21 protein-coding genes and 1 pseudogene are annotated in these 23,282 nt (G+C 43.7%); 4 read left to right on the top strand and 18 right to left on the bottom strand.

Annotated features, from left to right (window positions below; genetic code table 11):
* The first annotated feature begins 494 nt into the window (after positions 1-494).
* Positions 495-2,348 carry a S8 family serine peptidase gene (locus tag PULV_RS19705; RefSeq protein WP_086745453.1) on the top strand — a complete coding sequence of 618 codons (1,854 nt, stop codon included), beginning with the start codon at positions 495-497 and terminating at the stop codon, positions 2,346-2,348.
* A 199-nt stretch (positions 2,349-2,547) separates the two neighbouring features.
* Here the strand turns inward: PULV_RS19705 and PULV_RS19710 are convergent, their stop codons facing one another.
* The 5 genes from PULV_RS19710 to PULV_RS19730 form a co-directional block, all read right to left on the bottom strand.
* On the bottom strand, positions 2,548-3,753 hold the full coding sequence (locus PULV_RS19710; protein WP_193332879.1) for an MFS transporter: 1,206 nt from the start codon (positions 3,751-3,753) through the stop codon (positions 2,548-2,550).
* Between the two features lie 339 nt (positions 3,754-4,092).
* Positions 4,093-4,569, bottom strand: coding sequence for an ASCH domain-containing protein (locus PULV_RS19715; protein WP_193332880.1), 477 nt, complete (start codon positions 4,567-4,569; stop codon positions 4,093-4,095).
* Between the two features lie 78 nt (positions 4,570-4,647).
* A complete protein-coding gene (locus PULV_RS19720; protein ID WP_193332881.1) occupies positions 4,648-5,313 on the bottom strand; it encodes a YoaK family protein in 666 nt (221 codons plus the stop codon).
* 46 nt (positions 5,314-5,359) lie between these two features.
* A complete protein-coding gene (locus PULV_RS19725) occupies positions 5,360-5,881 on the bottom strand; it encodes a GrpB family protein (RefSeq protein ID WP_193332882.1) in 522 nt (173 codons plus the stop codon).
* A 325-nt stretch (positions 5,882-6,206) separates the two neighbouring features.
* A complete protein-coding gene (locus PULV_RS19730) occupies positions 6,207-6,458 on the bottom strand; it encodes a hypothetical protein (protein WP_193332936.1) in 252 nt (83 codons plus the stop codon).
* Between the two features lie 116 nt (positions 6,459-6,574).
* Here PULV_RS19730 and PULV_RS19735 point away from each other — a divergent pair.
* Positions 6,575-7,243 (top strand): annotated as a pseudogene (locus PULV_RS19735) (IS110-like element ISPtu2 family transposase); the annotation flags it as partial.
* Positions 7,244-7,271: 28 nt separating this feature from the next.
* Here the strand turns inward: PULV_RS19735 and PULV_RS19740 are convergent.
* Both PULV_RS19740 and PULV_RS19745 read right to left on the bottom strand, forming a co-directional pair.
* Positions 7,272-7,610 carry a DUF6678 family protein gene (locus PULV_RS19740; RefSeq protein WP_193332883.1) on the bottom strand — a complete coding sequence of 113 codons (339 nt, stop codon included), beginning with the start codon at positions 7,608-7,610 and terminating at the stop codon, positions 7,272-7,274.
* A 1,159-nt stretch (positions 7,611-8,769) separates the two neighbouring features.
* A complete protein-coding gene (locus PULV_RS19745; protein ID WP_193332884.1) occupies positions 8,770-9,612 on the bottom strand; it encodes a LysR family transcriptional regulator in 843 nt (280 codons plus the stop codon).
* Positions 9,613-9,721: 109 nt separating this feature from the next.
* On the opposite strand from PULV_RS19745, the gene PULV_RS19750 reads away from it, so the two are divergent.
* The gene (locus PULV_RS19750; protein ID WP_193332885.1) at positions 9,722-10,093 is read left to right on the top strand and encodes a Cif family virulence factor; all 372 of its coding nucleotides are present in this window, start codon (positions 9,722-9,724) and stop codon (positions 10,091-10,093) included.
* A gap of 152 nt (positions 10,094-10,245) precedes the next feature.
* On the opposite strand, the gene PULV_RS19755 is transcribed toward PULV_RS19750, so the two are convergent.
* From PULV_RS19755 to PULV_RS19795, 9 genes are all read right to left on the bottom strand, one after another.
* Positions 10,246-11,343, bottom strand: coding sequence for a lipocalin-like domain-containing protein (locus tag PULV_RS19755; RefSeq protein ID WP_193332886.1), 1,098 nt, complete (start codon positions 11,341-11,343; stop codon positions 10,246-10,248).
* Positions 11,340-13,733, bottom strand: coding sequence for an FtsX-like permease family protein (locus PULV_RS19760; protein ID WP_193332887.1), 2,394 nt, complete (start codon positions 13,731-13,733; stop codon positions 11,340-11,342). The genes PULV_RS19755 and PULV_RS19760 overlap by 4 nt, the downstream gene beginning before the upstream one ends.
* Positions 13,726-14,382 (bottom strand): ABC transporter ATP-binding protein, encoded by a 657-nt coding sequence (locus tag PULV_RS19765; RefSeq protein WP_193332888.1) that lies wholly within the window; start codon positions 14,380-14,382, stop codon positions 13,726-13,728. The genes PULV_RS19760 and PULV_RS19765 overlap by 8 nt, the downstream gene beginning before the upstream one ends.
* Before the next feature lie 151 nt (positions 14,383-14,533).
* Positions 14,534-15,127, bottom strand: coding sequence for a hypothetical protein (locus PULV_RS19770; protein WP_193332889.1), 594 nt, complete (start codon positions 15,125-15,127; stop codon positions 14,534-14,536).
* A 245-nt stretch (positions 15,128-15,372) separates the two neighbouring features.
* Positions 15,373-16,065, bottom strand: a complete 693-nt coding sequence (locus PULV_RS19775) for a helix-turn-helix transcriptional regulator (RefSeq protein WP_193332890.1) — start codon at positions 16,063-16,065, stop codon at positions 15,373-15,375.
* 37 nt (positions 16,066-16,102) lie between these two features.
* Complete coding sequence (locus PULV_RS19780) at positions 16,103-16,426, bottom strand: antibiotic biosynthesis monooxygenase family protein (protein ID WP_193332891.1); 324 nt, start codon at positions 16,424-16,426, stop codon at positions 16,103-16,105.
* 154 nt (positions 16,427-16,580) lie between these two features.
* On the bottom strand, positions 16,581-17,018 hold the full coding sequence (locus PULV_RS19785; protein WP_193332892.1) for a GNAT family N-acetyltransferase: 438 nt from the start codon (positions 17,016-17,018) through the stop codon (positions 16,581-16,583).
* A 343-nt stretch (positions 17,019-17,361) separates the two neighbouring features.
* Entirely contained in the window at positions 17,362-17,811 is a 450-nt protein-coding gene (locus tag PULV_RS19790; RefSeq protein ID WP_193332893.1) for a GNAT family N-acetyltransferase, read from the bottom strand.
* 270 nt (positions 17,812-18,081) lie between these two features.
* Positions 18,082-19,593 (bottom strand): polysaccharide deacetylase family protein, encoded by a 1,512-nt coding sequence (locus PULV_RS19795; RefSeq protein WP_193332894.1) that lies wholly within the window; start codon positions 19,591-19,593, stop codon positions 18,082-18,084.
* Positions 19,594-19,773: 180 nt separating this feature from the next.
* On the opposite strand from PULV_RS19795, the gene def reads away from it, so the two are divergent.
* Positions 19,774-20,268: a peptide deformylase gene (gene def, locus PULV_RS19800; RefSeq protein ID WP_193332895.1), complete on the top strand. Its 495-nt coding sequence runs from the start codon at positions 19,774-19,776 to the stop codon at positions 20,266-20,268.
* A gap of 114 nt (positions 20,269-20,382) precedes the next feature.
* Here the strand turns inward: def and PULV_RS19805 are convergent, their stop codons facing one another.
* Together PULV_RS19805 and PULV_RS19810 are read right to left on the bottom strand one after the other, a co-directional pair.
* Positions 20,383-21,831, bottom strand: a complete 1,449-nt coding sequence (locus PULV_RS19805; RefSeq protein WP_193332896.1) for a chitinase — start codon at positions 21,829-21,831, stop codon at positions 20,383-20,385.
* Positions 21,832-22,168: 337 nt separating this feature from the next.
* Positions 22,169-23,254: a DUF418 domain-containing protein gene (locus PULV_RS19810; RefSeq protein ID WP_193332897.1), complete on the bottom strand. Its 1,086-nt coding sequence runs from the start codon at positions 23,252-23,254 to the stop codon at positions 22,169-22,171.
* Positions 23,255-23,282 lie beyond the last annotated feature (28 nt).

Genomic DNA, 23,282 nt, shown 5'->3' on the forward strand with positions numbered 1-23,282 from the left:
ATTATAAAATCAATGTGTTAGTGGAAACACCAGCCAAAGCGCAACTTAAATTATCCCATTGCTGATGCTTTAGCAAATCAATACTTGGTGCTGTTGCTGTGAAAATGTGGCAGCTCAACACAATCTGTTAGTGCGATAAATCAGCACATTTATCATGTCGCTTGTGTTTTTACCTATTTTCACTCCATCAACCCTTTCTACGGGGGATCCATCACAGTTTACTAATCTGAAATTATTGCTCTAAAAGCAAGATTAATGGTATTTTGTATAGATATATTTACAAAATAAGCGTGTTTAGGTTAATTTTAAGTTAATGAAACTGTATTTATCTATTATAGGTACTATCTTTTGAACGTGTTTCAAAAACCCCAAAATAGATACATAGGTGTGTTAATCATTTTTGTTACGGTTAAATCAGTATTGCTTTGGGATCCCTAATTAGGGTTGTTTTTTGGAATACCTTTTAACTAAAAACCGACAAAAAGGATAAAACAATGCGTAAATTAAGCACTCTCACATTTGCTATGATGGCTGGCTTGTCTGCTCACTCGGCCAGTGCCGCACAGCTAATGTCTGTCGACAGTGAACGAGCCATTGAAGGTCAATATATTGTGGTTTTCAAAACACCTTCAGTTCTTGATATTCAAAGCAGCGAAGCCATTGCAGGCTTTGCAAGTACACAAGCGCAAGGCTTAAGCAATCTTTACAATGTCGATATAGCCAGAGAGTTCGGCGGTATTTTAAATGGCGTGCTCGTCAATGCCTCTAGCAAACAAATTGAACAAATGCTTAATGATCAGAATATTGACTTCATTGAACAAGACCAAATGATGTATGTCACGCCCCTTGCTAGCACCAATGCCAATCAAGCCAATGCGATTTGGGGTTTAGATCGGGTCGATCAAGAAAACCTACCATTAAACAGCACCTACAATTATGAGTTCGATGGTTCAGGTGTCACCGCGTATGTGATCGATACTGGTGTGCGTGTTAGCCATAACGAATTTGGCAACCGTGCATCACATGGTTATGACTTTATCGATAATGATAACGACGCAACAGACTGTAATGGTCACGGTACGCATGTAGCGGGCACCATTGGTGGTGGCGCATACGGCGTAGCTAAAAATGTCAATATTGTCGGTGTACGGGTGCTTGGTTGTAATGGTTCGGGTTCTAATTCGGGTGTTATTGCTGGGATCGATTGGGTTAAAAACAATGCATCAGGCCCATCTGTTGCCAACATGAGCTTAGGCGGCGGGGCTTCACAAGCGACCGATAATGCCGTTAATAACGCCGTTGCAGCAGGTATTAGCTTTGTGGTTGCAGCCGGTAATGACAACAGCAATGCCTGTAATTACTCACCTGCACGTGCAGCCAATGCGATTACAGTTGGCTCAACAACCAGCAGCGACGGCCGTTCGAGCTTTTCAAACTACGGTAATTGTTTAGATATCTACGCACCTGGCTCAAACATTAAGTCTGCGTGGTATAACTCTGACTCTGCAACGAACAGTATTAGTGGTACGTCAATGGCGTCACCTCATGTAGCGGGTGCGGTTGCGCTTTATCTTGACGAAAACCCTTCGCTGAGCCCATCACAAATTGATGCTATGCTGAGTCAACGCAGCTCGAAAAACAAAATCTCTGATGCAAAATCAGGTTCACCGAATGAGTTACTTTATACACTTGAAGGCGGCGTGATTATTCCACCTGAAGATAATGTACTCAATAATGGCCAAGCTGTGAGCGCATCGGGTGCACAGGGCTCAAATACGTTTTACAAATTAGTGGTGCCAGCGGGAACTTCATCGTTGTCGTTTGATACCAGTGGCGGCTCAGGCGATGTTGATATGTATGTGCAAGTTGGCCAAAAACCAACAACAGGCAACTACAACTGTCGTCCATATCAAAATGGCAACACCGAAAGCTGTACCTTTACGAATCCGCAAGCAGGTGATTGGTGGGTGATGCTCAATGGTTACAGCCAATATAGCGGTGTCAGTTTAGTGGGTAGCTATGGCGGTGGCACAGGTTGTGGCTCTGATTGTTTAACCAATGGTGTGCCAGTGACAGGCTTATCGGCTGGAAGCAATCAAGAATTAGTGTACACCATTGATGTACCAGCTAATTCAACCCTATCGGTCAATATGTCTGGTGGCACAGGGGATGCTGATTTGTATGTCCGTAAAGGGGCTAAAGCAACCAGTCGAAACTACGATTGTCGCCCATTCTTAGATGGTAACAATGAAAGCTGTAGCTTAAGTTCAGGTCAAGGCGGTAAATACTACATTACCCTCAATGGCTATAGAGCGTTTACGGGTGTGAGCATTGTTGCGTCTTACTAATCATCTTTATGGTGGTTTTTAGGAGCTGATAGCTTCGCACATGAGGCGGCTTGCATCTGAAAGACGATGCTAGCCGCCTAATTTGATTCAGATAAAGTTCGCTACAACTGAAAGTCAAATTCATTAACTAAACACTACTTTTTGCTCTCACCCCCGTGGTTTATTTTTTGATAAATATCATTTCCAAATGGCATTCGGTTCAGGTCGTTATCGTCTGCTTTAATTGGCTGACATGGCCCAATAAATACATCATGATCGCAGCTGCCGATACCGTCAGAGCGGCAATGGCAAAGCCATATTGGGTGAAGCCGTAGTGGGCGAGTAAGGCAATAATCACATAGCTTAAACTTTGTACTGAGGTCGAAAACAACACTAACCCACCTTCGACCCGACCACGCTGGCTAACATCCACAGTATGATGAAGCCAATTTGTGCGGGTAATCCGATTAAGTGCATTGAAAAACCCTAGCAGCACGGTTAAAAGCAATAAATAAAGCGGGCTGAGCACCAATGCGATAACAATCAGTACCACTGCAAGCATCGCCATTGAATACACTAACGTGACACGATGACTCGTCAATGCGAGCAGTTTTGACAGTAGAGCACCTGTCAGTAATGAGCCTAGACCAAATAAAATACTATAGGCCGCAAACCAATCACCAGATATGCCAAGTTCAGCAAACCAAATTGGCACTAGCTTGCTTAAAAATGTCAGCACCGGATACGATAAGCATGATAATAAAATGAGTGTGTAAAAGCGGGGCTGCGCGCTAAAAATCGCCTTGCTCTGCAGCATTTGGCTAATAAAGCGCACTGTGTGTTGCTCGCGTAGTTGTTGGCGATAGGGAGTGACCAGATAACTCACAGCAGCAATGGCCGAAGCACTTGCTGCAAAGGCTGCAAATTCCATCATGCCCCAATATTTGAGCAGCACGACTCCTAAAGCGCCGGCACCTAATGTCGTGCTTTGCAGCACAATTTCTTGTTTGCCAGAAATCGAGGCGTACTCATGGCTGTCGTAGTTTTCTTGCGTAAATGCATTGTTTGTTGACCACGCTAAATTGCTCGACACCCAAAAAATAAGCTGGGAAGTACCAAGCAACCAGTGCGAATCAAGATTGAACATTGCTGCAATCATCACCAGCCCTGCCGTTGCGCTTTGTAAAACCTGCACCCAAATAAGAATGGCCTTACGGGAATGACGGTCAATTAAAGTAGCAAAAAAAGGCGTCAATACAAACGACGTGGCGGTACAAATGAGCGCTAACACCGCGACAAACGTGCCCATGTTACCAGGCTCTAGTAGTAACCAAGACAGCGCCATCATAAAAAGTCCTGATGAAATACCATCAAAAAAACGCCCAGATAAATAAGGGAGGGTTCTGTGTTGACTGATCAATTCCATTGCTTTATTCCAACCTAAAAATGTTAACTGACCCGCACTTTAAAACCTAAGGTTAACTTGAGGTAAAGCGCTTTTTGCGATTTTAAGCAGATTAATTAGTCACAATGATCTCCAGCCTAATTTTTGATATAGCTACCTGAGGTTTGTTTAAGCCCAGAGTAAAAATCTTAAAATGATAATCTGGAGGTGAAAATCGCGCAGTGATATTGAGTTCAAACAGAGTGAGTTGTGTGTTATTTCAAATTAAGCCGATAATGGTGTACAAACAAACATAACAAGGTGTTAATTATAGAAAGTAGACAGTCAATCATGCCTTTAGGTAGGTAACAGCTTATAACTTTAACGAGCGTGTTGGGTGTTAGCTTTAAACACGACCTTAAACGTTTCGCACACTATTGGCATGGTATCAGTGGGGGTAAATGCTGTGCCAGCAAGTTCGCGGTGATAATAATCCCAGTGCACTTTTCGCCAATACGCGAGGCTTTTATCTCCTTCGCCTTCAAGGGCGGCGTATTGTTCGGTGATTTCATTAAAGGGAGTAATCGCGACGTGTGTTGTTTCTATGATGCACAGTGCTTCGCCTTGCCAATTGGTAACAACATTCAAATCACCCCGTTGAGGCAGTGGCTGATGATGTGCCTCAAACCACCAAAGGGAAGGGGACGTTGCCCTTTTTATGTCATCGAGCACCAGCTTTGCACAGGCATTGGCGTCAACTTCGTTGTCACAAAAGTGCCAACTGCTGAGCGCAACATAAGGTAAATGGCACTGCTTAAAATACTTGTGACAGATAGTTGTGACTGATGGGTGCATCATACTCCTTATATTTAAAGTGGAACAACAGGGTAAATTAAACAACTCGTTGAATATGTGTATTTAAAGGTGACAACGAGTTTATCTATTACTGTACTTTTTAGAGTAAACACGATAAACCACGGCAAGATAAAAACAAAGACCAGCAGGAAACAACAACGCGATAAAATTATATTGCCCATACAAAAAAGCGCCCACAGTGCCACCTACTATAAAGCCGCAAATAATCGTTATAAACAAGATAGCTTTGCGCTTATCAATACTGTTCCCTCGAAGATATTCACCAAACATAATGCCTAAGTCGGTGAAAATCCCCGTAACATGTGTGGTTCTAATGACTGCATTGCTGTAGGTTGTCGCCAAAGCATTCTGAAGACCACATGCCGCCGACGCAACTAAATGGCCATAAATTGATCCTTGACTCATAAACCATAAGGTTAGGAGTAATAAAGCAGATTCTAAAAACAACGCTGTGTCATAGTGTTTACCTAGTTTCAGCGTTGGGCCATGTAATAAAAAGCCAGCCGTGACTGAACCAAGTAAAAAACAGAGCAAAATTCCCGCTAAATGAAGAGTATTGAGCCAAGGTAAATTTAAAAAACCCGCACCTAATAGCGTTGCGGTACCAGATAAATGAGAAACCGATTGGTGCTCAAAACTGAGTAAACCGACAGCATTAACAAACCCTGCAACCAGCGCCAAAAGAAACGCGCCAAATTCAACCCATCTGGGCAGTTGTGAGATCAATATGCGGTCTCCTTGAGAATAAAGATGAGCGCTCAGCAGATATCTTTTAGGCGGTTATCTTTTTGCGCCATGCAACGGCATGTTGTTCATGTAACTTAACAAACTCGTTTTTGCCGTCACAGTATATACTATTGTCATTATTACAATTTCTAGCAATATTTCGTTTAAGTGCAGCGTATTCTTTTGCCACTAATGGATGTGCAATTAAATAGTCTCTAAATGCTAAGTGTCGCATGGCATTGTCAGAGTCTTTGTGAAATGCATGAATATGATGTGAGCGTTGATTGCCTCCTTTTTGAAAATAACGACGCCCCGAAATACCAAACTCACCTTTGCATTCGTAACCGATGGACTCAAATATTTTATTGTATTTATCTAGGTTTTCTATTTCTTCGACTTCGATCAATATATCAATAATGGGTTTAGCCGCTAGACCACTTACAGCGGTGCTGCCAATATGGTGAACCCATATTTTGTTAATCGGCAAGCGTGAGATTATTAACTGCTTTTCAATTTCAAATTGACGTAGCCACGCATCGTTATATTCAACAACTTCAATAATTCGCATAATCTATTTTAATACCTCACACGTTTATATCGAGCGATTGGGTCGTTTTTATGAGTGTTTTCCTGACTATACGAGCAACCGTTAAGCCATGTGACTTTACACCGCCTTCACATCAACGCATTTAAACGATCTCGCTTTTAAAAATGATGGTTGAATTGTTTAGATAGCAAGCCCAAGCTTACCGATAAAATATTTCAAATACAATAATATACAGGCGGGTTGTGGCTGCAAAATATGGCAGCGCATGCGTGCTTAATTGAACCATTTCGCTCGCGATTGGGCGTTTGCTTATGCTAAATGTGACATCGAGGGGTTAGGTTTTTAGTCAGTTTTTGGGTTTGAAAGACAATCTGCAAATACTGACTTTGTTGGTTATTGCATTCGATGTGTTTGGCTTTAGGAAATATTCTTTATCCATTGCCATCTGGCCGTTGGTAATTAGAGCGGAATACAGCTCTCCGATTCTGCCGCTTAAATGCCTCAATTCTGTTGGGCACACACCCCATTGTAATTCTCTCTCAAACCATGACATAGCCTCACCAAGAGGCTCAATTATTTGTATTTGAGTTAAAGTCATTTACCTTCCTGAGGTTGAATTCTATTTAGTGCTTAACGCCCTGTTAAGGGGCAAATTGTAGTTGGCTAAAATTGTGAGCGGAGCGAAACAGCCAACTGTAATTTGTCCCGCTTGAACAACGCGCTAAAACCGATAAGCTAGATGCACAGTTAATTGCACATTATGGCGAGGCAATTAAACCCACACTTTCCACCCTAAAGCCTGATATCATGCAGACTATGAGTGATTTGGTTGCCAGAAGAAATCAGCTGTTAGTCATGCAAACGATGGAAAAAAACCGCCTGCAAATTTTACCAAAAGAGCTGATTTCAACCATCAAGCCTATTTTAGCAGCCTTTAAAAATCAGATTGAAAAAATTGAAAATAAAATTCTAAAACTCATTGAATCATGCCCTGAATATTCAGCCAAAAACACGATCCTACAAAGCATGAAAGGCATTGGTAAAATTGCCGCTGCCTCCATCATCAGTAACTTACCTGAGCTTGGCTATATGTCGAATAAAGAAGCCGGTGCATTGGTTGGCGTTGCGCCTATGAATCGCGAAAGTGGCCGCTATAAAGGGCTTCGAAAAATTCAAGGTGGGCGGCATCAAGTACGCACCGTTTTATACATGGCGATGATGTCAGCCATCTAATCAAACCCTGTTTTTAAATCAACTTATCAGCGATTAGTTGCTGCTGGGAAACCGAAAAAAGTAGCGCTTATTGCGTGTGTCAGGAAGATGATTGTGATCTTAAATTCGATGCTCAGAGACGGAGTTATGTGGGAAGCGCCAAAAGTTTAAAATTAGCTATTGACGCCATAGTCTCTTGTTAGTTGTTTTTATTACAATAAATTAAAATAGTATCACCTTGGGACTGAAATGGAACCTTTAAGTTTTGCAATAAATTAATAAACTCAGCCTCACAGGAAACTACTTTAGGAGGAACTAAACGCCCAACACTTTTTAGATATTTTGGACGAACACAAAACCACTCTATTTTAGTGAAAGGTTGCAGGCAATGAGCTGACCAATCACCTAAGTAGTTTACATTTTCAGAGAATGATAGTGGGAATGGGTCTTCATCAAATTTTTTGTATTGAAATGGAGGTGTAAATGGTAACTCAGTTTTAATTGAGTTGACCAAAACCTCTATTTGATTAGCATCCATACTTTTTATTTTCTCCAAACTCTCGAAACAACTAACAATTTAATATCGACCCTACGGGTCGTTTTTCTACCCAACATTGGGTCTATAGTAACTTACCCATATTAATAACAAAATATCTTTTATTATTCTATATCAAATAGATAACTAATTGACATTTTACTAATAAACCGACAAAAACGACCCATAGGGTCGATTTCTTGACTATAGGGGCACTCAAGAAAATACTGTTCATATACACAGTTTTTTTGAGGAGACTTATGAAAACGCAATCGCCATTTTTAAATAACGCAAATAACAAAGATACCCACTCTAATTTAGTTTGGCTTTTTTGCAGAGCTTCGCTCGCCTTCGCAAGCAAGCTACACCTACGCAAATCTCGCAACTCAAAACGCTGCCAATTTTCCCCGTGATCACGCCCGAAAGATAAGCAATTGATGAGTCAGGCATTTCATGGATGGCCTATCTTCACCATTGACGTTCACATCAATTATTATTTGCAGGATACAGCGTGATGGCGGTGGCGCTGAGAGTGTCCAGAGAGGGGTCAGCGTCAGCCCCTCTTTGGCTGCCGTCGCCAGTGCGACAACGGTGTTAATTCAAAAGCAGTTATTTATTTGAAAATGGCTTTTAAATAACTTTCGGGCTAAAGCCCAACCTACAAAAGCGACCGAGCTTCACTCGTTTTCGCAAGCAGGCTTGCACCTACAACCAATTTCAAAACTCACGCCGATCAAAATCCCCCCGTGATCACGCCCGAAAAATAACCAATTGATGAGTCAGGCATTTCATGGATGAAATGTAAGGTGAAGCTTGGCCATGGATGGCCTATCTTCACCATTGACGTTCACATCAATTGATTATTTGCAGGATTTAGCGTGATGTCGGTGGCGCTGAGAGTGTCCAGAGAGGGGTCAGCGCCAGCCCATCTTTGGCTGCCGTCGCCAGCGCGACAACGATGCTGATTTAAAAAGCGGTTTTTAAAGCTAAACACTATGGTTAATTTGAAAACGAGGGAAGCTCTTAAATAACTTTCGGGCTAAAGCCCGACCTACGATCAGCAAGCACGCCCAGTCACGACGTAGAGTCGTTGTAAAAAACAACCGGTCCAACATCATTTTTAGTCACGACATCAAACTCAGACTGAGAAGGAAGTCATGACTCACTCAGTGCGTTGCTTGTTTGCGAGTTTAAGTTCAATGGCGTGTCTTGCCATCGACACCGCTAAAGGGATGGCGGCAGAATACGGGTGAAGGGCGTAGATAGTGGATTGTGCCAAACGAGCGATCACTTGCATTTGGCTGTTGTGATATGCAAGCGTATCAGGGATGAGGCCAATCCCACATCCTGCTTCAATTAAGGCCACCGTTTGCATGAGCGTATTGGTTCTATGCTTGACGTCAAATTGATATGTTTGACCGTTTATGTGGTGGCTGATGTTGTTTGCCTGCCAATGATTGGCAATGTAACTGACCTTGTGTAAATCAACCTCCATCGCGCGTTTTTGGCAAAGGCAATCGTGTAATGTGCCAATCGCCGTTTGTCGGTAATTACTGTCGGGGGATTCTCCGACACGTATTGCTAAGTCAATATTGTGCTGCATTAAGTCTAAATGAGCGTCGTCACAGATTAAGTTAAATTTTACCTGCGTGTATGGCCTAAATGCATCGGTAATGGCTGGCACAACAATCGAATTCATTAAACCATGGGGGGCTGTAATGGTAATTAATCCCATGGGTTCGTGTTGTAATTCAAAGACTTCATTCCAAGCTTGCTCAGCAACGTTGTGCATCTGATGGCAGTGCTGATAAAACCGCTCACCTGCGGGCGTCAAACTTTGTCGCCGAGTGGTGCGTTTAAGCAAGGTGATGGCAAGTTCAGCCTCGAGTTTTTTTAAGTGTTGGCTTAAGACCGATTTTGACAGATTGAGTTTATCTGCCGCTGCGGTGATAGAGCCCGCTTCAACAATGCTCATAAACAGTGACATATGACGAAGCTTATTCATGTGATAATTCCTAATTGTTTAATTTAATTAAACAGTGATTATTGTTTACAGTGTTTTTGCTTGTTAATTCTACACGTAAACTGGTTTTAAATCATTGAGAGGAACAACTATGAATAATTCAGTTTTAATGGCCTGTAAACGTGCAAGTGCAGCATGGAAAACCGCTTTTAATCAGCAAGATGCAGCTGGTTGTGCGGCGCAATATGGTGAATCGACCACTATGATTGCTCATCCGTTTGGAACATTTACAAGCAAAGAGGCGATCCAATCTTTATGGCAAGATATTATTGACCAAGGGTTTAACGAGGTCACTTATTTTGACGAAATATGGGAACCTGCAGGAGAGGAAGGTTTTATTCTCAGCGCAAAATGGACAATGAATAAGGCCTTTGGCTCGATACAAAAAGAGCACTGGCAAATTCAATCAGACGGCCAAGCACGTTTAGTGTTTGATGAGTTTACCGTAGAGGGTGAGCGATAACCCAGTGTCAGCAACACGTTAAGTAATCGGCATCTCACCCTGAATGTACTGGCTGAGCTGCCGTACTTGGGCGTGAATGCTCTCACTCACTCCAAACGCTGCTGAGTGTCCTTTGTTTATGTTGGCGAATTACCAACATACTTGCCAGACACTTATTCGTAACCTGCTAATTCGGCGTAGCCAAGCCCAATAAAACCGCCGCGGGTTTGTACGCGGCCTTCCCAATATGGGATGGTGAGCCTATTGCGCGAATCTTTGGTCAGGGTGTCGACCACAATCGGGGCCAAACCGGGTAGGTCGATTTGCCATTGGCTCGGGTACTGTGTGCCGCCAAGCTCAGTATGGGCTAAAACCTGTAATTTGATATCAGCGTGAGGAATAGGCGTGGCTGCGCCGTGTTCTGTAATGCGAGTGCCGCTGCAGTTGTTGTAGTGCTGTTGTGCATCGCGGATGCAAAATACCATCAAACCCTGTTTTGGCGAGTCTGTACTGACTAGGCTAAACCAATCCCAGCCCAATTGGCTTTTATCTAATAAACTGGCTGACCACTCGCGGTCATACCAAGCATTGCCTGTGACTGTGTATTGTTGGCCGTTAAAAGTCAGGGTGCCGCTGGTAACAAGAAAAGGGTAGCTAAAATAGTAAGAGGCGTGGCCGCTTGCGGTTTTTTGGCTATAGCCGTTGTCGCCATGTAAGACCATTGGGCTTTGTTTGAGGGAGAGATCAATGGCGTAGTTGTCTTGTTTTGCATGCATTTGTAATGGCAAAAAATCTTGCCCAGAGCTGGTGAGCGACCAGTCATCAAGTTGCGCCGAAAACGGGCTTGCGCTAATGCTAGCTTGGCCTGCGCGAGCAAAACGCTCAAACGCGACGTGGGATTGCTGGTGTTGCAGCGCAAAATGGGCAAAGTACAGTTGGTTGTCCCACCAAGTGGATTTGAAAGGCAACGGCATTTGCGTGCGGAACAAAGTCCACTGGGCTCCAAAGGTTTCGCCTGTGTCTGCGGTGAGGTTGGCTGTCACATACCACCATTCAATGCCTTGTGCTAAGTGCGGGCCATGATCTTGCGGTAATCTCACCCCGCGGGTTTGATCAACAGGTTGGCCGCTCATGGTTTGCAGCGCGTTAGCATCTTGAGGTGCCGGGGCGGGCTCACATGCTTGCAGCAGTACGATACTGATCAGTAGTAAGGTTAACTTAGTGGCGCACTTAGTGGCATTTTTTGTCGCGCACAGCAGGGGCAATTTCATGATTCATTTCCTTTGGCGTGCAAATGACGAGTCAGTTTTTTAACGGGTAAATAGGCACAGAGCACCGCAGCAAGGAGTAACAATGCACAAGTCGTCAGGAGCGCTGGCCAATCTAGCGTTAAATGGATTGTCCAACCAAAGGCGATGGGCATGACAAATTTTAACAGGGCTACGCCTAATGCAAACCCTAAGGGAATGGCAAACAGGCAAGTAAAACCGACTAAAATACTGGTTTGCACTAGCTTGAGTGTGTGTAATTGGCGGGCATCGACCCCAAGATTGTGCAAAACAATCAACTGTTTGCCATGTTGCGCACTTAAACTCAGTAGGCTAATACAGAGGCTCACTAAGGCAATGGCGAGTATAAAGCCATTTAAGATTTTGGTGACCTGAAAGGTGTCGTTAAATAACTGGTTGGCAATGGCTTTAAAGCGTTTGTTCTCGGTTATAAAACTGCTGTCGATGTGGTAATCATTGATCAGTTGCTCAGTGAGAGCTTCAACGCTCGCGCCTTCATTTAAGGTCAGCGATAAACCAAACACTTGCCAGTGCAAGGAGCTTGTTTTAAGGCGTTGCTCTTGTGTTATTAAGCCAAGTGCTGTGTTGCCATAATCGTAAGCAAAGGCCGAAATACGACAGGCAAAACCCTGCTGATTTTGCAAAAAGGTGACGGTATCACCGAGTTTATACCCATATTTGATGGCTGCTTGCTCGTTCGCAATGCAGCCTTGATTGGCAAAATGCGCTGCATTGATTGCCTCTCCTGATGTCAGGTTAATGTGAGCAAATGATTGATGACTTTGCCCAAAACTGGCCAGCCTTGCGGGGACTTTATTTAAATATCCTGCGCTGGCCATATAAATGCCAACCTGTTTGATCTGTGGCTCAGTGCTCAGGCGTGCTCGCAGGGCAGGGTCGAAAGTATCGACATGAATGTAGACATCGGCGCTGAGTTGTTTTTCGAGGTGAGCATTGAGGGTGTTGCTAAAGCTTTTGACCATAATTTGCATGCCAATGGCACTGCCAAGCGCGACTAAAATCGCCACAATGGCAATGCGTAATTCTTGCAATTGCAGTTTACTGTCGGCATATAACCATTGCCACAACGGCTGTTTAAACGGATTGCGCACACTGAGCAGCCCTTGCAAACAGCGCGGGGTCACAAGCACAAACAACCCGAGAATAAACACGCACAGCAGCAGGGCATCTAATTCTGATAGCGCCTGATTATAAAAGTACACAATGGCCGCCAGTACCGCAGCAACACTTCCATAAAACACTACGTTGCTGTTGGCTTTTAGGGGATTTTTTTGAGTCAGTAACATAAAAGCCAACGTGCCAAGGTTGACCACAAAGCCGAGTAAAAAAGTATGCCATTGCCAGCGAATAGTCAGGGCTTGTTCAAGCTGATAGAGCCCCATAAGTGTGCGGTTGACATCGAATACTAAGGCATTGGCAATCACAAAACCAGCAATGCTGCCAAACAGTGCAGTCACTAGGCTCATCAGGATAAATTCAATCGCAATCGCAGTGCCAATAGCGTGTGGTGTGCAGCCCAAAATAGCAAACTGCTCCAGCAGTTTTTTGCGCCCCGCAATGGATAGCTTAATGGCATTAAAGCTTAAAAACGCCGCCACAATGTAACCAAGCAAAGCCAATGCGCCAAGGTTAAAAAAGAACGCCTCCGAGAGCGCATCAAAGTTTTGTTCTTGCGCAGCGACTAACCGAGCCTTGTTGGCCAAAATGGCCTCTATTTGTGGGATTTGCTCTGGGGTTAAGCCAATCATTTCAATAAAGCTCAGCTGCCCTTGTGCGTTAAGCAGTTTATCTGCGTATGCGATGTCGGTGATTGACCAAATGCCGATGTTATCAATCAAACGATAATGTGGAGTGGCCTCGTTATTAGCCAGTTTCAGCGTGGGCTGAACGGTTGTAAGTGCTAATTTTTTGCTTTGTTTGCGGTCGATTAAAATCGAATCAAAAGCCATCCCTGTGCTGCTTTTTTGTCTGTGCTGTGTGGTGCTTGGCGCGGGATGAGTGAGCCACATCAGGCTATCGATCCCTTGCAGATACACAGTTTTGCCTGAGGCCAACTTTAACTTTCCACGTAGGACTGGTTGCGCATTGATAAACCCTTGCGAGCGCAGGGTGAGCCATAATTGACCGCTGATAAATTCTTGGCCTATCGGCGGTTTAATAATGTGGCTGACGGCGGCATCAATCAACGCCGAAGAGTGGTGGTGGCGGTTTTTGGCTTCTTGGTTTAGGCCCGCAATGGCGGTTAATAAAGCACTGCCCAAACTGAGGCCCGCAATAAACAGCACCAGTAACCAAGGATGACGCCTAAAATAGGCAATGTGGGTGCGCAGTATGAGGGAGACTTCAGCCATCAAACTGCCCGTTTGCTAACACTTTGACACTATCAAAATACTGAGTTAATCGCTGCGAGTGCGTTACCATGACCAAGTTAATTTGCCGCTCTTTGCATAAGGTGGTGAGCATCTCCACCACTTGTTGAGCGCGTGTTTGATCTAAGTTGCCAGTGGGTTCGTCAGCTAAAATCAGTTTAGGTTGGTTAAGCAGCGCCCGAGCAATGCCGACGCGCTGTTGCTCCCCACCAGACAGTTGGCTGGGTAGCTTATTGAGTTTGTCCTTTAAGCCTAATTGTTCTACTAAGGCATCAAATTCGCTCGCGACTTGGTTTGGATAATTAAGTTGATGTTGAAACAGAATGTTTTGTTTGACGCTCAAGCAATCAAGTAATTGATAGTGCTGAAAAATAAGGCCGATTTTACGGCGGTAATGAGCCAGTTGCTGCGCATTGTAAGCAGAAATACGTTCACCATTGACCTCAATTTGACCGCTGTTTGGGCTCAGCAAACCTGCAAGCAAATGCAATAAGGTGGTTTTACCTGAACCACTGTCACCCAGTAACGCTAAATGCTCGTGTGCATTGATAGTAAAACTCAAGCCATCAAACAGGGTTTGCACCTCTGCACCATCTTGCCTGCGAAAGCATAAATCGCTCACACTTATCACATTAATTCCTTTAAGCTCAGTGTTTTAGCTAGTCTACAAAAAAAGCTGAGTTAAAAATAGTGATATATCAAATAACTGAAGGTCATTAATACTTAGGCTATTGGCTCCTTGGCTCAATGAAAGTGTTTGTTGTCGCTGAGCTTATGAGGGCTTAAGTACCTGTTTTCCATAGTCGGTATTGTTTATTTCTATCTGTTAAGGTGGCCATTTTCTCGAGTTTAGCTTCTATTCCTGCCAGAGTAGGGATGCCGCATTGCACTCGTTGTTCATCTGAGCGGGCATTTTTGTCAAAATTTTCTAAGTAGTAAATTTCATGTGTCCCTTCGGCATTCATTTTTCTGTACAATTGCGTTCCCCAGATTTGAGGCTGGTCAATTTTTTGCAGGTGTCTATCTTCAGCGGCGCATGATAACCAGCTCGCATTTTTATTGCTGGGGTCAAGGGCTCTTGCTTTTTGCGACAGCTCCATGGCCATTTTATAATGCGCAGGATCTGAACCATGTTGCATGATCATGGCCGCAGCAAAGTATTCTTCGGAGGATAAATTTTCTGTTGTTTTTATTAATTGCTCGACCTGCTCAAGTCTCACTTGATCGCCAGGCAGCATGACTTGCGTTATATACTCTTTCACTTCATTTTTAGGAAGTGTCCTTAGGTGAGTCCGAACGGCTTGATCGTCTTTATATAACGCGAGCACATCAATTGCGTAGACTGGTGCTGCCCACAATATTAAAGCAATAAACATCCATTTTACCTTCACCGAATCCTCCTAGGGTTATTGAGTCTTTATTTTTTAGTATCCATTTTAAATTTTATTTATCAAGTGTTTATTGGTTTAATTGTTTTTTTATCGGCGGTTTAATCGACGTGGTGTGGGGTTACTTTTGCTGTTTAACTGAGGGTTTAACTGAGGGTTTAACTGAGGGTTTAACTGAGGGTTTAACTGAGGGTTTAACTGGCAAACTGTGAGGTTTGACGCTGCTGGTTTGATTAACAGTCGCCATATTGCGCTTTGATTAGCGCGACATAATGGTCGAGATTTTTTTCCTTACTTAAACAAAATGCGTCTGCTGATAAATGCGCATCCTGAATTCGATCGAGCCTAAACTCGCGGTAGTTATTTCTGAGTTGGCAATAGGCCACGAGTGTCCACTTACCACCCCAATAAACCAATCCTAATGGTTCTACCGTGCGGGTTGTGAGCTGATTGTTGGCATCGCTGTAATGTAAGTTCACTGATCGTTTTTGTTCTATCCCTTGGCGTAATGTATAGGTAAATGACTGATGTGCTGAGCTATGGCTCCAGCCAGAAACTAAATAAGGTTGATCGGCGGTGTGTTGCTTTAAATTATCAGGAAGTACCGCCTCTATTTTTGTGATGGCACTGTGTGCTTTTTCGGCCAAAACCGGATCTGTCCAAGCACTGACCATTTTACTGCCCAGTAATAAAGCTTGAAGTTCCTCTAAGGTAAACATCATGGGAGGAAGATCATAATCATCAATCACATAACCAATCCCAGCTTCTCCTTCAATGGGTACGCCAGAATGTTGTAAGTGTTGGATATCACGATAAATGGTGCGCTCTGACACGTTTAAACGAGCAGCTAAATCAGACGCTCTAATAGCAAGACGACGACTTTTTAGAATGTTGACCAGCTGAAATAATCGTTCAGATTTATGCACACCATTTTCCTTGGGATTTTACCCTTTGATTGAGCGCTTAGGCGCTTTGTTCACACGGGGTTTGGCTCACTGCATTGTAACGCGCTAACGTGACTCTGTCTTTTTCTATCAGCTGTAAAAATTGCTGACAGATAGGGTGTTCCATAAACGCATCGCCAATGCGTTTTGCATCAGCCATGGTTTCAAAGTACACCACATCAACATACTGTGCTGTGTCTGGGTGTGTTGCTAAAGAGCGATACAACACACCAGGTTGTTGATCGATAAATTGCTGAAAAGCTGAGTTTGCTTGTTCAAATTGAGCTAAATCAGCGCTTTGTTTTAAAGTAAATTGCACGATTTCAATTGCGTTAGTTGACATAATTATCTCCGTATTTGATGTCGTTTGTTGACGACAACAAGTAAACCACGAGGGGATGTCAGAGAGTGTCAGTAATGATAAAAAATAATCCTTTAACCTCACTGAATTTGCGTGCAAATAACGCAAGCAATGTTTGATAGCGAAGTTAATGGCTTTAAAGAGTGATTCGAGCGAGCATGTCTTCACCATCCTCATCCATGCCAACTTCTTCAAAACCAAAGCTTGAATAAAAATCCTTCGCGACGGGGTTCATCGGGTTATAGCAAATTTCAATTTCTTTGAGGTTTGCGGTGTCTTTGATGGCGTTTATGGCCTGCGCCAGAGCGACTCGACCAATCCCTTTGTTTTGATGATTTTTGTCTACCATGAAACGCCAAATCGAAATTTTTGATGCGGATTCTTGCACCCACATAAAAAAACCAACCGGCGCGTTGTCACAGTAAATAGCTTTGCAAGTGTGGCTTGAGTTGTAATGGGATTCGACAAGCGACCACATATTGCACGCCACATAGTCTTCTTGTGCCTCTGTCACGTCTAACTCGCAGACAGGCTCGTAATTTGATTGATCTATATCTTGTAATGAAATGTGCATGTTTATCCTGAATATAAATGCCCTAACAAAAGGGGGAAATTAGTGTGTTAAATTAAGGTGCGTTGCTAACTCTGTGTAGCTGCCTTGATAGATTTGTTATGAGAAGCGGGCACCATTATTTTTTAGTCATCGTGGCAATAGAATCAAAGTCATTTAAATCGACCTTCTTTTCACGTTCTTTAAAAACGCTACCAACCTTGTTGGGTAAAGGAAATAACCTCTGATGCGGCATACTTTAGTTCGTAACAGATTAAATGATACCAAGGATACATAACCAATATATGCAAAAGGCAATGAGCCCCAAAATGTTGTTTTTAAATAGTTGAGTGTCATAGATAGCCTGTTAGGCGTAATGTAACTCCATGATGGTTTCATCAAATTCATCTTGCTCAACAACTTTAAAACTGAACTGTTCGAAGAACTTTTTCATTAAGTCGTGACCTTCGACGTAACAAATAGAGACTGAATTAAAGCCGTCTAATTGTTTGATTTCGTCTAATACTAACTTAATTGCTTTTGAGCCATATCCTTGACCTTGTAAGCTGACATCAATCAGCAATTGGTCAATGAAAATTTCGTTAGGCTTTTCATCGTCAAAATTAGGATAATACTGGATAAAACCAATGGGTTTATCACCCAAGTAAACGCCGCGATTAACGTAATAATCATAAAATTTGGAAGCTGCAATTGCTTCTGCTGGAAGGGCAACGTATTTTTCTTGTTCTTTTGTGATTTCAAGGTCAATCATATCAACCCAATTGTCTTTAGTTATTTCTTGTAAATTAACGTCCATTGTTTACTTCCTATGAGAGAGTCGTTAGTTTTTTTTGTGCTTTGATTAAATAAGCAAGGTGTCAGATTTGATCTTGTGTTTTTCGCTCTTTATCTGGTTGCAGTATTCGCTCATGATTTACATGACCTAATCGCTAAATTAGTCCCAATAATGCCAACTAACTTTATTCGTGTAAACAGGTACTTATGAGGTTGCTTTAAAAACATACAAGGAGTATCCAGTAGTTTTGGCTAAAGGGACTCAATGTGTTTGCGGCAAGGCAAGGCAAAGCTAGCGTGCTCTGCCAATGCCCAATAATGTATCTAACGTGACAAACCGATAACCTTCGTTTTGATAATGTTGAATGATGTTTTCAAGGGCTGCGACGGTATTGCTGCGGTTGCCGCCGCCATCGTGCATTAAAATCACCGCTTCGGGATGGCTGTAGTGGCTGGCAGCAAACTCAATGTCTTGCTGATTCACCACTTGGGTGTGCCAATCACGAGTGTCGATAGACCAATTAATGGTGCGCATGCCTCGGCTGGCTAGATACTCGATTTGATCGCTACGAATACGACCATAAGGCGGGCGAAAGAGTCTTGGCGCGTAGCCGACTAAGTTAAAAATGATGTCATTGGTGTTAATGATTTCGTTTTGCCACAAAAGTGAATGATCACTAATGGTACTGCTGTCGGTATGGCGATAACTGTGGTTGCCAATGAGGTGGCCGTGTTGATGAATGGCGAGTATGTCGGGGTGGCGGTTTTGAATATTTTGCCCAAGCACAAAAAAAGTGGCCTGAATTTGATGTTTGGCAAGTACTTCAAGGACTTCAGCGGTATGGGTGGATGGGCCATCGTCAAAGCTCAATGCAACTTCTTTTTTATCATGTAAACCATGCAAGTAATACGTAGGGTGTGTGAGTTGCAGCTGGTGCATTTCGCTGGCAGGGACTTGATCGTATTCGCTGATATCAGGGGTGCGCAAGGTCACCTCATTGATTGGCATAGGCAGCTCTGCGCTATGGGTTACAAACGGTAAAAAAGACGCAAGTGGCAAAGTTGATAAACTAATGTAATCACTGCCGGGGTAGTAAATATGGGCTTGTTTAATCGCATGTTGCATCAGGGCATTGCCCATACCACTGTTCAATTGGGAGTCCCCAACAAGCCAGCGTGATGTTGGACTAAAAGGTTGCTTGGCTGTCTCGCTAAGTACAGTATGTAGTGCAATAAAGTCGGCTTCATTGTGGGTCAGGTTTTGATACGGGTTCTCAATGTCAAATTGCGTTTGGGCGATTAGTGATGCAAACGCTTGGCTAAGTAGTACATCGGCTAATGTGAGTGCTTGGCCGTTGTTATTGACCGAGTGGCGTTTATTTAAGATTAACTGGCTTATTAATTGAACTGTGTGTTCGGCAGCGCTGTCATTAGCGTTCACGGGCAAATAAAAATAACCAGCTTGCACTGCGATTGCTGGGCTTTGTTCATGGAGATGAATTAACCACGGTTGACGATGTACCGCGAACGTATCGCTCAGTGTTGTAAGGTTATTGATCAGATCCAGCATCGTGGTGTTATCGGCTGAAGCTAAGCGCTGATCTGAAACGTACACAGTTAAGTCACTGTGGGTCCAAGGTTGATAAGTGATGCCACTGACTTCGATATTGGCTGGTGGACTCACTTGAGTGGGAAGTGTGGGCTGAGAGGACGGTGAATTAGAGCCACCGCAGCCAAGCATGAATTGGCTCAAGCACAACAAACAAGCGCTGAACAGATGGGGGGTTTTAACAGCAAGTTTCATGATATTCCTTTAAAGCCGATCCTAAATAATGCTCAACAATACTGCTTATTGCCTTGTTTTTCATATGAAAAAAATTAACGTTGCGTGATGTTGGTTGTGTGTTTGAGTGCGTCGTATGTAATCGTGAGCAACTTTGTTATGATAAGCCCCAGAAATGAACCGATTTGAAGAGAAATGCACATGGCAGTAAGAGAAATTTTAACCGCAGGGGATCCGCGTTTAACAGTTGTGGCGTCACACGTTGAGGATGTGAGTGCTATTCAGCCTTTAATTGATGATTTGCTCGATACTATGTATGCCACCGAAGATGCCATTGGCTTAGCAGCTACACAAATTGGCAGCGACCAAGCGGTCGTGGTGATTGATATTTCCCCAGAGCGTAATGAGCCACTAGTGCTGGTTAACCCTGTGGTAGCCAGTGGTGATAACCCAGAAAAAGGCGAAGAGGGCTGTTTGTCAGTGCCCAATTATCGTGCACAAGTGAGCCGTTTTACACAAGTTAAAGTGGTGGCGCAAGACCGCACAGGTCAAGCCATCACCATAAATAGCGATGACTTTTTGGCGATAGTAATGCAACATGAAATTGACCATTTAAAAGGTAAGTTATTTATCGATTATTTGTCGCCGCTTAAGCGAACTATGGCGATGAAAAAGGTCAAAAAAGCGACGGCATAGCGCGGAGAAATGTCTCCATCGCTTTGTGTTTTATGCTCATGATGGGGAGATAAAAAAATCCGCAGCGAATGCTGCGGATTTGGCTCAAATAAACGTCTTAGGGATGTTTATAATTTACGGGATTGCTTGCCAAGGGCCGCCATTGGCAGGGGCATCACCTTTGGTCCACCATTTTGCTTCATAGTGAGTCGTTACCTTGTTGACTGTCACGCTAACTTTGTCGCCTTTGAGATACACTTTATTGGCTGACCAAGCGGCAATTCCACCCGCTGGTGGCTCTACCACTGGCGGCGTTAAATCTTCTTCAACAACTCTTATGGTTGGCCAGCTGGCATGCGAGCCATAAAAGTTAGTCACACATTTTTCGTAATCGCCCGGTACTAACGCTGAGTAAGCTGTTTGAAAGCCCACTAACTCACATTCAAACGAAAAACCACCAGGTCGGTCGGCATAATATTTCCAGTTGCCATCCCAGTTGGTGTAAAGCACATCGGTGGCGCCATTGAGGTTTAAACTGCCATAAGGTGTTTGTTGAAAACAGGTGTTTTCTTCGTCGGTTTCGATAGTGATGTTGTAATGCGCTGCCAGTCCTTCCCAATAGCGGATCCGATTAACGGGCTGGCCTTTGTCTTTATTTTGTGAGCCACACTCAATGCCGCCATTAATGACATTGATGGTGGTACCAAATCCATATCCTATGCCTGCATCGGTTTCTCGTTGCGAAGGCGTCCAAGTGCGGTCAATCACGTGCAGCATGGCCGGTTTTGGCGCTTGTGGGGTTAAGAAAAACCAAATGGCAGAGGCTAAATTGAGCCAAGAATCAGCAACTAAACCTGGGTTTTTAAGTAAGACAGTGGCATCACCATCGTACATCACTTCAGAAAACATGCCGTAGTTGAAGTGATACGAAAGCTGCTTGGCACCTCGGCCAAAATACCCTTGATTTTGTGTACAAGGCCAGCGTTTATTTTGCCAATCGTTTTGGCCACAGCCTGTGGTGTAGCCCGGTTGCCCTTCTGACCAGCCCATTTCACGCACATGCACTAACGCTTGCTGCCACTCTTCGAGGCCATTGGGGTTATCGGAAGTATTACTTTTAGCAATGTGGCCACCTGTTTCTTGCGAAAAGTGGGCAAAGGCAGTGACGATTGACTTTTTACAGATTTCGTCAGCATTGCGACCGTCAGTGTAATCGCCACAAAAGGCAGAAAACTTACCGATGGCTTGTAAAAATCGGGTGTAGGTATATTCAGGTGCGGCCATTTGCGTTAAAAAATCCCACTCACTTTGTGGGAAGACACGCTCAACGCGTTTGACATTTTCGGGATTTGTCGCAGAACCCGGGCGAATGCCCTCAACCACACTGTTAGGACGTGTTTCGAGTGCTTTCGCCCAGATATCATACATAGGGTTTGGGGTTTTTGCGTCTTGCGCTGCATTGATTTGAGCGCGCGACACGATATAACCATCCGGATTATTCGGATCTATTTGTGGGTTCATTGCATAACAGTTCGCAGCCAGCGAGGTGCCAATGACCACATTAATAAGACTCAGTTTAAACATAGGAATAATCCTTTTGGTTGGATGAGAAATAGATCACCTCAATCTGACGTATGATTGGCGCAGTATGCACAAATCAGCATTAATGCTTAGCCATCAAAATGTACCATTTATGTTAATCAAATGTGCGCAAGGTGTTACTTGTGAACATAATGTTGATAAATGACATCGCTGTCAATACCTGTATTGGGTATTTGTGAGTTTTTATCAAAAGTGATGTTTGAACAGTCAGTTTCTGTATTGAAAATGAATAAATTAGAGTGAAAACTCAATTTTGAGTGAGCTGATAGAGGCAAATAGCCCCGAGTTTTGCGCTAGTCGCCGGATTTTCTTCGCTAGGCTAACGCGTTATCTTTTTAAACATCCACTCACAGGGCCCGAGTGTAAAAAATCGAAGCCAAATCACGCTAAACACCAGTGCGCTTAAACAGTAAATCAAGGCACTTTGCAGCGCGATCTCAATAGATTGGCCTGAGAGTAAATTAAACGCCTCAAGTAACCCCATACCAATAAATACGTGAGCAATATAAAGCGTCAGTGAGAGCTGGCCTGTGCGGTATAAACTTCGGATCAACCATAAATGTGAATACCGCTGCCCAAGGCCTAAGCAGAGCATTAAAATGAACACAGCACTGCTGCCTGCAGAAAGCATATACTGAGGGAGTGGTGGAATAATATTGCTGGTTAACAATGTATTAATTGTTTCAACGGGCATTGAAAAGTGTTGTTCGCCTAGCACACGTAACCCCAACAAACTGAGCTCAGTGAATATCAGTATCGCGAGTGAAATGATGGCATAGCGCTGTTGCACCACAGGATCAGTGAGTGGCTTTCGCCCAAGCCACATGCCAAACAATAAAAAAGCCGCCCAAGGAAAAACAGGATGAAAGCCGTTAAATATCATGTGTCGCAGCAAGCCTTGCCAAGTCCATAAATCGGTGTAGGTGAGGCTAGCCCAATCCCAACCTTGGTCATAATCAAACACCAGCAGTAACGCCACAAAGCCAAGTACAAAGCCAACACAGCTAAGTAACACAGTCCGATCAGAGCAAAAACACAACATCGCGGCAATCGCAAAATACACGCCGTAAAAATGCAGAATATCAGCGGGCCAAATAGGGGTGTAGGCAAGGCCAATCACAAACAATGCCAAAGCGCGTTTAAGTAGCTGGACTTGGGCTTCACGAATTTGGGGTTTATGGGGCTCAAGCCGGACTTTTTTGGTCATCAGGCTGATACCTAAGCCTGCCAAAATAACAAACAACGCAGAGGCGCGTCCTTCAAATAAACTGGCAAACCCTAACCAAAAAGCAGCACCCGTTTGCGCTTCCATGGCAATTTTAAAATTTACGATCACCATTCCAAACACCGCGAATGCGCGAGCGATATCAAAACCAAGGATACGTGATGAAGTGTTAGGTGCCATGTGTTTAATCTTGTTTCAATCCATTGTG

The sequence above is a fragment of the Pseudoalteromonas ulvae UL12 genome, from assembly GCF_014925405.1.
In the GTDB taxonomy this organism is placed as follows: Bacteria; Pseudomonadota; Gammaproteobacteria; order Enterobacterales; family Alteromonadaceae; genus Pseudoalteromonas; species Pseudoalteromonas ulvae.